Source organism: Azotobacter bryophylli, assembly GCF_042643485.1.
Lineage (GTDB): Bacteria > Pseudomonadota > Gammaproteobacteria > Pseudomonadales > Pseudomonadaceae > Azotobacter > Azotobacter bryophylli.
Map to the genome: position 1 here is coordinate 60,522 of NZ_JBHRSJ010000017.1, position 13,098 is coordinate 73,619.

A 13,098-nucleotide genomic window follows, 5' to 3' on the forward strand; every position below is an offset into this window, starting at 1 on the left:
TTCCTCGCGCCGGGTGCAGGACGGCTCGCAACTGGTCGAGCAGGCCGGCAAGACCATGGGCGAGGTGGTCGCGGCGGTGCACCGGGTGACCGACATCATCGACGAGATCTCCGCCGCCTCCCACGAGCAGAGCGAAGGCATCAGCCAGGTCAACACCGCCGTGGCGCAGATGGACGAGGTCACCCAGCAGAACGCCGCGCTGGTTCAGGAAGCCACCACCGCGTCCTCCGATTTGGCCGAGCAGGCCAGGCATCTGGAACAGACGGTGGCGGTGTTCCGCCTTGCCGCCGAGCAGGAATACCAGCCACGCCGGCCTCAGCCGGCGCCCCCCAAGCCACAGCTGGCCCGCATGGAGGCCCCCGCTCTGGGAGCACCGGCAGCCAAGAAAGGCCGCAAACAGGTCGCAGTCAGCGCCGAGGAGCAGTGGGAAGAATTCTAGTGACTTCTCTGGCGGGACGTTCCGGAATGCCCTACGCCGAGGGCAAGGAGATATTCCGGATAGGAGATGAAGGGTTTTGCAGTAAGTGGCATTCTGCCTGTGTCTGCTCCGGCGGATCCGGCGACAATAAAAATGGGGGATCGATCAATGTGGACGTTTCTACGTAATCTGAGCATCAGGGGCCTAGTGCTCATCACCATCGTCAGCTTCTCGCTGTTGCTGATGATCATCGCGGCGTTGGGTTACGCCAGTACCGAACTCGGCAGCCAGGCGCTTGAGGATCGAACCCGTACTGCGACGCGGCTGGACCTGCTGGCACGAACCGACATGCTGCGCCTGAAGGCCTTCGCCCGTCTCGAGGCCTACTCCAAGATGGCCTCCGAAGGCATCGCCGGAGACAAGAACAAGCAGCGCGAAGACCTCGAAGGGCTGATCAAGAAAGGCCGTGAAAGCCTGGCCGCGTTCCGTGCCATGCCCGCCTTCGCCAAGGACGAGGGACGCCGTCTGCTGGAGGCCTCCGCCGCTGCCCTCGACGAAGCCCTCGAATCCGACGAACAGCAGCTGAAGGCCTGGCTGGACGGCGACACGGCGACCTTCAACCGGCTCAGCGACGAGATGATGTTCAAGCGCGGCGGGCAGATCTTCAAGACGCTCGACGACACCACCGCCTACCTCAACGCTCACGGCAACCAGCAGATCAACGACTATCACGGCAACCTGCGGACGTTCGCGATCTTCGGCGGCCTGGTGCTGGCCGTCGCCCTGCTGCTGATGCTGACCATCCGCTTCGTGCTGATGACCTTCGTGGTCAAACCCGTATCCGAAGCCGTCGGCCACCTGCAGCGCGTCGCCAAGGCCGACCTGTCCGAGCCGGTCCCAGTCAACTCGACCAACGAGATCGGCCAGCTGCTCACCGCCATGCGCGACATGCAGGACAGCCTGATCCAGATCGTCGCCAACGTGCGCGCCGGCAGCAGCTCGATCCTGGTCGGCTCCGAGCAGATCGCCAAGGGCAACGAAGACCTGTCCTCGCGCACCGAGCAGCAGGCCGCCTCCCTCGAGGAGACCGCCGCCAGCATGGAGCAGCTCACCGCTACCGTGAAGCAGAACGCCGACAACGCCCGCCAGGCCAGCGCCCTGGCCAACGACGCCTCCAGCACCGCCGGCGTCGGCCGCGAAGTGGTCGGCCGGGTGGTCGAGACCATGCAGGGCATCAGCGAGAGCTCCCAGCAGATCGCCAATATCGTCAACGTCATCGACTCGATCGCCTTCCAGACCAACATCCTGGCCCTCAACGCCTCGGTGGAAGCCGCCCGTGCCGGCGAGCAGGGCCGCGGCTTCGCCGTGGTCGCCGGCGAGGTGCGCAACCTGGCCGGGCGCAGCGCCGATGCGGCCAAGGAGATCAAGGCCCTGATCGAGGACTCCTCGCGCCGGGTGCAGGATGGCTCGCAGCTGGTCGAGCAGGCCGGCAAGACCATGGGCGAGGTGGTCGCCTCGGTACACCGGGTGACCGACATCATCGACGAGATTTCCGCCGCCTCCCACGAGCAGAGCGAAGGCATCAGCCAGGTCAACACGGCCGTGGCGCAAATGGACGAGGTCACCCAGCAGAACGCCGCGCTGGTCGAGGAAGCCTCGGCCGCTTCGGACTCCCTAGCCGAGCAGGCCCGGCAGTTGGAGCAGACGGTGGCGGTGTTCCGCCTCGCCGCCGAGCAGGAGTACCAGCCGCGCCGGCCAAAGGCCCCGGCCGCCAAGCCGCAGCTTTCCCGCACGGCGGCGCCCGCCCTGGCCAAGCCGGCGGCGAAGGAAAACCGCAAGCCGGCCACGGCGAGCGCCGTCGAGGAGTGGGAGGAGTTCTGACAGAACGCCGCATTCCGGGATGCAGCGTGAGAAAAGACGCCGTTTAACGGGTGTAAACGAGTCTTTGCCACGCGGCATTCCGGGCCATGTTTAGCCCAGCATCGGCAGGTGGTCCTTCAACGGCCTAACAGGGTCGGCGGCACCTTGGCCGACCATCGATCAACCGGGGGTGCGCCAGTGCGCGCCCCGTTTTTGCATCTCCTGCGGGCGGCCGCGAAGCCCGCAACGAAAAGAGGAATACCAATGGCCGATAAGAACATGAGCATCCTGGTAGTGGATGACTTTCCGACCATGCGGCGGATCGTCCGCAGCCTGCTCAAGGAGCTGGGCTTCAACAACGTGGAAGAGGCCGAGGATGGCCTAGATGCGCTGAACAAACTGCGTTCGGGCAGCTTCGAGTTCGTCGTCACCGACTGGAACATGCCGAACCTCGACGGACTGGAAATGCTCAAGCAGATCCGCGCCGACGATGCCCTCAAGCACCTGCCGGTCCTGATGGTGACCGCCGAGGCGAAGAAGGAGAACATCATCGCGGCGGCTCAGGCCGGTGCCAACGGCTACGTGGTCAAGCCGTTCACTGCCGTGACCCTTGAGGAAAAACTGAACAAGATCTTCGAGAAGCTCGGTAAGTGAATGGAGGCATGCCATGAGCGCCAATAACGTGAAGGGGGAAGGGAACGTCCCGGACGATCTGATCCAGCGGATCGGCCAGCTGACCCGCATGCTGCGCGACAGCATGCGCGAGCTGGGGCTGGACAAGGAAATAGAGAAGGCGGCCGAGGCGATCCCCGATGCGCGGGATCGCCTCAGCTACATCGCGGCGATGACCGAACAGGCCGCCGAACGCGCCCTGAACGCCGTCGACCGCGCCCAGCCGATCCAGGACCGGCTGGCCGATGGGGCCAAGGCCCTGGAGAAACGCTGGGACGAGTGGTTCGCCAACCCCCTGGAGCTGGATCAGGCCAAGTCGCTGGTCAGCGACACCCGTAGCTACCTGGCCGACGTGCCGGCCCAGACCCAGGCGACCCACGCCCAGCTGCTGGATATCCTCATGGCCCAGGACTTCCAGGATCTCACCGGCCAGGTCATCAAGAAGATGATGGAGGTGATCCACGAGATCGAGCACCAGCTGGTCCAGGTGCTGATCGACAGCACCCCCGAGGGCAGCGAGCAGGCCGCGCTCAGACGGCTCGCCGAGTCGGAGTGGGAGTCCGACGACGATCCCAAGAAGCTGCTCAACGGCCCGCAGATCAAGCCCACCCCCGGCGAGGCCGTGGCCAACCAGGATCAGGTCGACGACCTGCTGGCGCAGCTCGGCTTCTGACGCTTCCGGTGCGGGCCGGTCTCGCCGCAGCCCACCCGGGCTCGGCGTTCCGGCGCTCGCCCGCCACCGCAAGAGCCAGGTCGCGGGCGGCTCTTCAACCGCGTCGGCCCCCGTCGGGGCGGCCGCCGCCCGGCGCTTTCCGACAATTTCCCCATAAGCGTGCGATTCGCCCTGCTGTTCCCCCGATCAGGGCGGCTTGACGACGCGCACAATGCGCGCTGTCCAATCCGCCACGAGTCGCCACCGGCGCAGTAGAGGGCCATGGCTGACGACAGCGATCAGGAAAAGACCGAAGCGGCGACACCCCGACGCCTGGAGAAAGCCCGGGAAGAGGGACAGGTCGCCCGCTCACGCGAACTCACCACCTTCATGATGCTGCTGACCGGCGTCGCGGCCCTGTGGAGCATGGGCGGGCTGCTGTACGACCGGCTCGCCCTGGTCATGGAGCAATCCCTGCTGTTCGAGCGCAGTCTGGCCTTCGACAGCGCACGGGCGCTGGCCCATCTCTGGGAGCTGGCCGAGGGTACCCTGTTCTTCCTGCTGCCCCTGTTCCTGCTGATGGCGGTGATGGCCTTGGTGGCGCCGTCGATGCTCGGCGGCCTGCTGGTCTCGAGCAAGGCGCTGCAGCCGCAGCTGGCCCGGCTCAACCCGCTCAAGGGGCTGCAGCGGATGTTCTCCCTCCAGGCGCTCGCCGAGCTGACCAAGGCGCTGGCCAAGAGCGCGCTGATCGGCTCGGTCGCGGTGTTCTTCCTCAAGGGGCATATCAGCCAGCTGCTGGCGCTGTCGCGTCTGCCGATCGAGCAGGCGCTGGCCAGCACCATGCATCTGATCGCCCTGGCCTGCGGGATGACCGTGCTGGCGCTGATCCTGGTGATCGGCCTGGACGTGCCCTACCAGCTATGGAGCCATGCCAAGAAGCTGCGCATGAGCAAGGAGGACATGCGCCAGGAGCACAAGGAGACGGAGGGCGACCCGCACGTCAAGGGCCGCATCCGTTCCCAGCAGCAGGCCATGGCCCGGGCGCGGATGATGAGTAAGGTGCCGACCGCCGACGTGATCGTCACCAACCCGACGCACTACGCCGTCGCCCTGAGCTACCAGGACGGGCAGATGGCGGCGCCGCGGGTGGTGGCCAAGGGCACCGAAGCGGTGGCCGCGCGCATCCGGGAGGTGGGCGGCGAGCACGGCGTGCCGTTGCTGGAGGCCGCGCCGCTGGCGCGGGCCCTGTATTTCCACGTGGATCTCGACCAGGAGATCCCGAGCGAACTCTACACCGCCGTGGCCGAGGTACTGGCCTGGGCCTACCGCCTCAAGCGGGTCCGGGAAGAGGGCGGCGAAGCGCCGGCCACCCCGCACGACCTGCCGGTACCGGCGGGAATGGACGAGCGCCGCCCACGCGGCAAACCTGAATAACCGAGGAACCGATGAAAGCACTGACCGATCTGCTGGGGCGCACCCCCTGGCTGGCCAATGCGGACCTGAAGATGCTGGCCGGGCCAGTCCTGATCATCCTGATCCTGTCGATGATGATCCTGCCGCTGCCGCCGTTCATCCTCGACCTGTTCTTCACCTTCAACATCGCCCTGGCGATCATGGTGCTGCTGGTCAGCATGCTCACCGAGAAGCCGCTGGATTTCGCGGCCTTCCCCTCGGTCCTGCTGTTCACCACCCTGCTGCGCCTGTCCCTCAACGTCGCCTCGACCCGGGTGGTGCTGATGGAGGGCCACCAGGGCACCGGCGCCGCCGGCAAGGTGATCGAGGCCTTCGGCGAATTCCTCATCGGCGGCAACTTCGCCGTCGGCCTGGCGGTGTTCATGATCCTGGTGATCATCAACTTCATGGTGATCACCAAGGGCGCCGGGCGGATCGCCGAGGTGGGCGCGCGCTTCACCCTCGACTCCATGCCCGGCAAGCAGATGGCAATCGACGCCGACCTCAACGCCGGCCTGATCGGCGAGGCCGAGGCGCGCCAGCGCCGCCGCGAGGTGGCCCAGGAAGCCGACTTCTACGGTTCCATGGACGGCGCCAGCAAGTTCGTCCGCGGCGACGCCATGGCCGGCCTGGTGATCATGGGCGTGAACATCCTCGGCGGCCTGCTGATCGGCATGCTGCAGCACGGCATGAGCTTCTCCGACGCGGCGCACACCTACGTCATCCTGACCATCGGCGACGGCCTGGTGGCGCAGATCCCGGCGCTGGTCATCTCCATCGCCGCCGGCGTCACCGTGTCCCGGGTGAACACCGAGCAGGACGTCGGCCAGCAGATGATCGGCCAGCTGTTCAACCGGCCGCAGGTGCTGTTCATCGCCGCCGGGGTGATCGGCCTGCTCGGCCTGGTGCCGGGCATGCCCAACTTCGTCTTCCTGCTGTTCGCTTCCCTGCTCGGCGGCCTGGGCTGGTGGATGACCCAGCGCGAGCAGACGCAACTGCTGGACAAGGCGGTCAAGGAAGTACCGCAGGCCGCCCTGGAAACCCCGGAAGCCAGCTGGGACGACGTGCAGCTGGTGGACACCCTGGGCCTGGAGGTCGGCCACCGGCTGATCCCGCTGGTGGACAACCGCCAGCAGGGCGAGCTGCTCACCCGGATCAAGAGCGTGCGCAAGAAGTTCGCCCAGGACGTCGGCTTCCTGCCGCCGGTGGTGCACATCCGCGACAACCTGGAGCTCGGCCCCAACACCTACGTGATCACCCTCAAGGGCGTCGAGATCGGCCGCGGCGAGATCTATCCCGGCAAGTGGCTGGCGATCGACCCCGGTCAGGTCAGCGGCAAGCTCGACGGCGTTCCCACCACCGACCCGGCGTTCGGCCTGCCGGCGATCTGGGTCGACCCCAAGCTGCGCGAGCACGGACAGATCTACGGCTACACGGTGGTCGACGCCGGCACGGTCACCGCCACCCACCTCAACCACCTGCTGCACCGCCATGCCGCCGATCTGCTCGGGCGCAGCGAGGTGCAGCGCCTGCTGGACAAGCTCGGCGGGGAGAACAAGGCACTGGTCGAGGAGGTCGTGCCCAAGGTGGTCTCCCTCGGCACCCTGCAGCGCATCTTGCAGAGCCTGCTGGAGGAAGAGGTGTCGATCCGCGACCTGCAGACCATCCTCGACGCGCTGGCCGAGCACGGCGCGGGGCAGCCGGCCGACGCCCAGGATCTCGCCGCCGTGGTCCGCGTGGCCCTGGGCCGCGCCATCACCCAGCAGTGGTTCCCCGGCCAGACCGAGCTGCACGTGATCGGCCTCGACTTCAACCTGGAACAGGTGCTGATGCAGGCGGTGAACAGCGGCGGCGCGCTGGAGCCGGGGCTGGCCGACAACCTCATGCAGCAGACCGAGACCGCCCTGGCCCGCCAGGAAGCCAGCGGCGAACCGCCGGTGCTGGTGGTGCCGGCCAGGCTGCGCGCCCTGCTGGCGCGCTTCCTGCGCCGCCGCCTGCGCCAGCTGGCGGTGATGTCGCTGATGGAAATTCCCGAAGACCGCACCCTGCGGGTAACCAGCCTGATCGGAGGCAATAACCGATGAGCGTCAGACGTTTCGTCGCGGCCAACAGTCGCGAGGCCATGCGCCTGGTGCGCGCGGCCCTGGGCGAGGATGCCCTGATCCTGTCCAACCGCAGCATTCCCGAAGGGGTGGAGATCCTCGCCCTGGCCGAGGACGACCAGCAGCTGCTCGCCGCCAGCGCCACCCCGCAACCGCCGGCCGCGCCCCCGGCTCCCAGACCGGCCCCGCCCGCCGCGCCGGCCGCCTCGCCGCCGCCGATGAACTACCGCCAAGCCTCCAGCCTGGCCGCCTACGCCGCCCAGGCCCCGCGCCCGGATGAAGCCCCGGTCGCGGCCGCCGATTTCGCCGCCCTCGGCCAGCGCCTGCTCGGCGAGATCCAGGACATGCGCGCGCTGCTCGACCGGCAGATACAGGCCCCGCAGACCGCCGGCTGCCGCGCCCAGCTGCAACAGCGCCTGCTCGGCGCCGGCTTCGGCCCCTGGCTGAGCGGCGAGATCCTCGCCAGCTTGCCGGCCGAGCTGGCCGCGGCGGGCGCCGACGACCCAGCCCTGCAGGCCTGGCTGGAGCGCCAGCTGGCGGCGCACCTGCCGGTGCAGGAGGACGAATCCGACCTGCTCGACCACGGCGGGGTGATCGCTCTGGTCGGCCCCACCGGAGTCGGCAAGACCACCACCACCGCCAAGCTGGCGGCACGCTACGTGATGCGCCACGGCGGCAGCCAGGTGGCCCTGGTCACCACCGACAGCTTCCGGATCGGCGCCCATGAACAGCTGCGCATCTACGCCCGCCTGCTCGGCGTCGAGGTGCACGCGCTGGGCGCCGACGCACCGCTCGACGCCCTGCTCGCCGAACTGGCCGGCAAGCGCCTGGTCATCATCGACACCGTCGGCATGAGCCAGCGCGACCAGCGCCTGCTGGTGCAGATCAACCAGCTCGGCGCCGCCGGCCGCCCGGTGCGGCTGATGCTGCTGCTCAACGCCGCCAGCCACGGCGACACCCTGGAAGAGGTGGTCGACACCTACCAGCGCGCCGCCCTGGCCGCTGGCAACCGGCTCGCCGACTGCATCGTCAGCAAGTCCGACGAGGCCGCGCGGCTGGGCCCGGTGCTGGACATCCTGATCCGCCACGGGCTGCGCCTGCACTACCTGTCCACCGGCCAGCAGGTGCCCGAGGACCTGCAGCCGGCCGAAGCCCTGCCGCTGCTGCGCCAGGCCCTGGCGGTCAGCCAGCCGTCGCCCTTCGTTCCGGAAAACCCGCCCGCCGGCAACCACCAGCGCCTGGACGTCTGGGCCCGCGGCCTGCTCGGCCAGGGCCGCGCGCTGGCCGCGGTGCTCGACAGCCTGCGCCGGGAAGTCGACGGCTTCGCCTTGCTGGAAAGCGCCTGGCGCCTCGCCGCACTGCCGGTCGGCGTGCAGGGCGAGCGTCTGAGCCGCCTGCTCGCCGCCCTGGACGCCGCACCGCCGGTCAGCGGTCCGCGGCAGCTGCTGTGGGGACGAAGCAAACCGGTGTCCGGCGCGACTTGGAACATGCCGCTGCTGGCCCTGGACGCCGCGGGCCGGCTGCAGGTGCGACCCTGGCTGGCCCACTGGCTGCCCACCGGCCAGGCGCAGCGCCTGCTCTGGGCCGGGGAGCGGCTGAGCGCGCGCCGCCACCTGCTGGCGGCCTGCCCGGACGGCGAGGCCCTGCGCCAACTGGCCGACCTGCGCAGCCCCTGGCTGTGCCCGGTAGGCAGCAGCAACCGGGTCGGCTACCAGGGCGGGCGCTATACCCTCGGCCAGTTGGCCGAGGTCAGCGAATTCCATTCCAGCCTGACGCTGCGCCACCGCGGCCGGACCCTGCAACTGGAGCTGAATCAGCTGCCGGTGCAGCTGCGCGGCCCCAGCGCCGAGATGCCGTTCTGGCCCGTGCAGGCCTGGTTCGGCGCCCTGCGCGATCCCGATAGCGGCCAGCCGCTCGCCCAGCGCCAGTGGCTGGCCTGGTCGCCGCAGCCGGGGCGGGAGTCCCTCGCCGAGCAGGCCGACGGTCTACGCCTGCAGCTGTCCTACGACGACCTGCCGGCACTGACCCTGCGCGCCTGGCAGGCCCTGGGCGAATCCCACGGCCAGCTGCAAACCGAACTGCGCCTGTTCCTCGCCGCCGGCCTCGCCGCCTGCGCCAAGCGCCTGGATCAGGCCACGGAGGACTGGGCGATGGACGTCCGCGCGCAGCTGCTCGGCCTCTGCCCCGGCCGCCGCCAGCGCGGCCCGGCCCAGCAGCTCGAGGCCCTGCTGCATCTGCTGACCGCCGGCGACGCCTTCCGCCAGCTCGGCGCCGCCGGCGACGGGCTGCACTGATGCCCATCGCCGGAACCGGCAGCCACGGGCTGGGCATCGACCAGGCCGCCGGCCTGCGCCGCTGGGCCGAGCAGCAGGGCCTGGCGGCTGCGCCAGCGCCCGCCGCCGAGCCGCCGCCGGCGGCGCCGACCGAGCGCCGTACCCTGATGGTGGTCGGTCTGTCGTCCGGACCGGAGCGGCAACAGCTGGAGTGGGTACGGCAGGCCCTGGCGCGCTGGTACGCCAACGGCCACGCCTGGCTCGGCGCCCCCGACCACTGGCGCCTGGTCGCCCTGCAGGCGGACAGCCCGCATCTGCACACCCTGGCCTGCCAGCAACCGCGTTGGGGCCTGTGGGTGGACGGCGACCTGGACAGCTTCCGCCGCGCCTACCTGTGCCTGCGCCGGCTGCGCGAAAGCGGCGGGCCGCGTCGCCTGCTGGTCCTGCATCCGGGCTTCCCCAGCCATGCCGGCCTGCTCGACAACCTGCGCCAGGCCGCCGCCCGCTTCCTCGACATCGAGCTATTGCTGCTCGCCGAACAGCCGGTGGCGACGCCATGAGCCGCATCGCTCGCCGGCTGCTCCCGGCGCTGTTGCTCTGCCAGCTCTTCGCCGCCGCGGCCGCCGACGGCCCGCCCGCAGTGGAGGCCGGCCCCGGCAGCTGGCACGGCCGCATCGGCAATCTCTGGCTGCGCCTGCCCGGCCGGGAAACCGCCAGTTCAGCCCTGCAGCCGCCGACGCTGGCCCACGGCCGGCGACTCGCCCAGGTGCGCTGGAGCTTCTCCCTGCCGCCGGCCGCACCGGTCCAGGCCTGGCTCTGCCACCCGAGCCGCTGCCTCGAACTGAAGCAGCCGCGCGGCAGCAGCGGGGTCCTGGCCGGCCTGGACGCCGGCCAGCCGTTGCAGCTGCGCTTTCGCCTGGCAGCCGGGGCAGAGCCCTTGCAGGTGCGCCAGATCGAGCTAATCGCCGAGTACCGCTAGCCGCGGCAAAGCCCGGAAAAGCCCGATTACCCGGCGACTGTTCCGGGCTTTCCCGCGGCTGGGGCAGGGTAACAATGGGAGACCGCGCTCCCGTGCCAACGGGCCGGGGACGGCGCGCCGCAACTCAAACACTCCGGGCCAGCAGGATGTATACGGCACAGGGCAAACTCAGACAGCGCGACCTGCTCGAACAGCATCTGCCCCTGGTGCGTCGGCAGGCCCTCAACCTGCAGACCAGACTACCGGCCAGCGTCGAGCTGGACGATCTGATCCAGGCCGGCACCATCGGCCTGCTCGACGCCCTCTCGCGCTACGACGTCGGCCAGGGCGCCAGCTTCGCCACCTTCGCCAGCCAGCGCATCCGCGGCGCGATGCTCGACGAGCTGCGCAGCCGCGACTGGGTGCCGCGCAGCGTGCGGCGCAATGCCCGGGAGCTGGAAGACACCATGCGCCGGCTGCAGCAGCGCCTCGGCCGCCCCCCCGAGGAGCGCGAAGTGGCAGCGGCCATGGGCCTCGATCTCGACGAATACCGCCAGCTGCTGATGGACACCAACGGCAGCCAGTTGGTGGCGATCGACGAACTGGGCGAGGACGAGATCGATGCCATGAGCAGCGGCCACTATGCCTCGCCCTTCGCCGAACTGGCCGAAGGGCGCGACCGAGAGCGCCTGGTCAAGGCCATCGAGGCGCTTCCCGAGCGGGAAAAGCTGGTGCTCGGCCTGTATTATCAGGAAGATCTCAACCTCAAAGAAATCGGCGCCGTTCTCAGGGTCAGCGAATCGCGCGTCTGCCAGCTGCACAGCCAGGCAGTCTCGCGCCTGCGCAGCAGCCTAGCCGAATAGCCCGCACCGGACTTCCGGCCGGCTCGCCGGCGGCTGCCGGTCTCCCCTGCAATCGCCATGACAGATGGAAACGGCCGAGCGCCTTGCCCCGCCGATGGTAAAGAACAGAATGGAACAGCCCAGCGAGTCGTATCTCCGCATCGAAAATCCCTCCCAGTGCCAGGATCTGCTGGAGAAACTCTGCGAACTGGGCGGCGTGCAGCTGCTCGGTCTGTCCCCCGACGGGCAGTCGCAACCGGTCCTGCTGATGGACGTGCACGCCGGCGAGCAGTTGGTCCTCGATCTGACCTCCTCGCCGGAACTGGCCCCGCAGCTGGCGAAGGACGGCGACGGTTGCCAGCTGACCGGCTGGGTCGACAGGGGACTGCTGCGCACGGCGCCGCTGCACGAATGGCTGCCCCTGGACGTGCCCGGGCGGACGCAGATGGCCTGTGCCTGGCCGGAGTGGGTGGAGATCCTGCAGCGCCGCGGCTCGTTCCGCGCCGAACTGACCTCGCGCATGACGGTGCCGGTGGAACTGCAGATGACCGCCGACGCCAAGCCGCTGGGCGGACGCCTGCTGAACCTGTCGCAGGGCGGTTGCCAGGTCGAGCTGCCGGCCACCCAGGCCGCCGAGCTGCAGATCGGACAGAGCATCGAGCGCATCACCCTGTGCTTCCCCAGCGGCCAGAAGATCGACCTGCAGGCGCAGATCCGCCAGCGCCAGGTCAGCCGGGACTGGCTGGCCGTGCGCTTCGGCTGCGCCTTCGGCGCCGTTCGCGCCGATCAGGAGCGGCGGCTGTGGTTCTACGTCCGCGAGATCGAGCGGGAGGCCGCACGCAGTGCCCTGGACGGGGACAATCGCGCCCCCTCGGCGCTGTTCCAACCGCCGCGCGCCGCTCCTCCCGGTCAGCGCCAGCACGGCCTCGATTACATCACACCGATGGCCAGACGCCTGGCGCGGGTGGCGCTCTACCTCAACAGCCAGTTGCTGCACCTGCAGCACGGCCAAAACATCGACCCGGCCCAACTGTCGCGCTTCACCGAATCCCTGCTCGCCCTGCTGGAGGACGATCGCGAAGAACTGCTGTTTGCCGTGCACTGCCTGACCGACGACCAACCGCTGATCCAGCACTGCATCGCCGTAGCCGTGCGCCTTTCCGATCTGGCCCGCAGCCAGGGGCTGCCCAACGACCTGATCAAGGCCATCTGCGCCTGTGCGCTGATCCACGACCTGGGCAAGGGCCTGCTGCCGCCGGAGCTGCTGCGCAGCGAATCCTTCGACCCGACCCAGCGGGAGGCCTTCGCCCGCCACGTGGAGCTACTGCGCGAACGGATGGTCGGCTGCAAGTGGCTGCCCGAAGCGGTGGTCAAGGGCGTGATCGGCAACATCAACGAGCGCCTGGACGGCAGCGGTTACCCACAGGGGCTCAAGGGCGAGCAGCTGGGCGAGCTGGCGCGCGTGGCGGCGGTGGTCGACGTCATCGACGCCATGGGCCGCCCCCGTCCGGACCGCCCGCAGCAGACCATCAGCGGCATCTACCGGGACCTGCTCAACCGCGACAGCCAGCTCGATCGGCGCTGGTGCCAGAACTACGTCCGCCACTTCGGCCTGATCCCGATCGGTACGCTGGTGCGCTTCGCCGGCGGCGCGCTGGGCTGGGTCGAGCGGCTGGACCGCGACCGGCGCATCGCCCAGGTCCGCCTCACCGATCAGCCCGGCCTGCGCGGCGCCGCCCTCAGCGAACCGGTCTCCGGCAGCGAATTGATCGCCCTGGGCCAGGTCGAGGGACTGGTGGCGCCGACGGCGAACGACGCCTGACGCCTGCCGACGGAGAGGGCACGGCAGCGGCCGAAGCCCGGTGCAGG

General features: G+C 69.4%; 11 protein-coding genes. All 11 read left to right on the top strand.

Annotation, left to right across the window (positions count from 1 at the left end):
- A partial coding sequence (locus tag ACFOJE_RS10095) for a methyl-accepting chemotaxis protein (protein WP_377814204.1) occupies positions 1-439 on the top strand: 439 nt, incomplete at its 5' end.
- 147 nt (positions 440-586) lie between these two features.
- Positions 587-2,299, top strand: coding sequence for a methyl-accepting chemotaxis protein (locus ACFOJE_RS10100; protein ID WP_377814205.1), 1,713 nt, complete (start codon positions 587-589; stop codon positions 2,297-2,299).
- Positions 2,300-2,542: 243 nt separating this feature from the next.
- A complete protein-coding gene (gene cheY, locus ACFOJE_RS10105; protein WP_377814206.1) occupies positions 2,543-2,932 on the top strand; it encodes a chemotaxis response regulator CheY in 390 nt (129 codons plus the stop codon).
- Positions 2,933-2,945: 13 nt separating this feature from the next.
- Entirely contained in the window at positions 2,946-3,623 is a 678-nt protein-coding gene (gene cheZ / locus ACFOJE_RS10110) for a protein phosphatase CheZ (RefSeq protein ID WP_377814207.1), read from the top strand.
- 261 nt (positions 3,624-3,884) lie between these two features.
- Entirely contained in the window at positions 3,885-5,036 is a 1,152-nt protein-coding gene (gene flhB, locus ACFOJE_RS10115; RefSeq protein ID WP_377814208.1) for a flagellar biosynthesis protein FlhB, read from the top strand.
- Between the two features lie 11 nt (positions 5,037-5,047).
- On the top strand, positions 5,048-7,138 hold the full coding sequence (gene flhA / locus ACFOJE_RS10120) for a flagellar biosynthesis protein FlhA (protein WP_377814209.1): 2,091 nt from the start codon (positions 5,048-5,050) through the stop codon (positions 7,136-7,138).
- Entirely contained in the window at positions 7,135-9,450 is a 2,316-nt protein-coding gene (gene flhF, locus ACFOJE_RS10125; protein ID WP_377814210.1) for a flagellar biosynthesis protein FlhF, read from the top strand. The genes flhA and flhF overlap by 4 nt, the downstream gene beginning before the upstream one ends.
- Positions 9,450-9,989 carry a hypothetical protein gene (locus tag ACFOJE_RS10130; RefSeq protein WP_377814211.1) on the top strand — a complete coding sequence of 180 codons (540 nt, stop codon included), beginning with the start codon at positions 9,450-9,452 and terminating at the stop codon, positions 9,987-9,989. Before flhF ends, ACFOJE_RS10130 begins: the two co-directional genes overlap by 1 nt.
- Positions 9,986-10,408 (top strand): flagellar protein FlhE, encoded by a 423-nt coding sequence (locus tag ACFOJE_RS10135; protein ID WP_377814212.1) that lies wholly within the window; start codon positions 9,986-9,988, stop codon positions 10,406-10,408. Before ACFOJE_RS10130 ends, ACFOJE_RS10135 begins: the two co-directional genes overlap by 4 nt.
- A gap of 146 nt (positions 10,409-10,554) precedes the next feature.
- The gene (locus tag ACFOJE_RS10140; RefSeq protein ID WP_377814213.1) at positions 10,555-11,250 is read left to right on the top strand and encodes an RNA polymerase sigma factor FliA; all 696 of its coding nucleotides are present in this window, start codon (positions 10,555-10,557) and stop codon (positions 11,248-11,250) included.
- A 109-nt stretch (positions 11,251-11,359) separates the two neighbouring features.
- A complete protein-coding gene (locus tag ACFOJE_RS10145) occupies positions 11,360-13,051 on the top strand; it encodes an HD domain-containing phosphohydrolase (RefSeq protein ID WP_377814214.1) in 1,692 nt (563 codons plus the stop codon).
- The last annotated feature ends 47 nt before the right edge of the window (positions 13,052-13,098 follow it).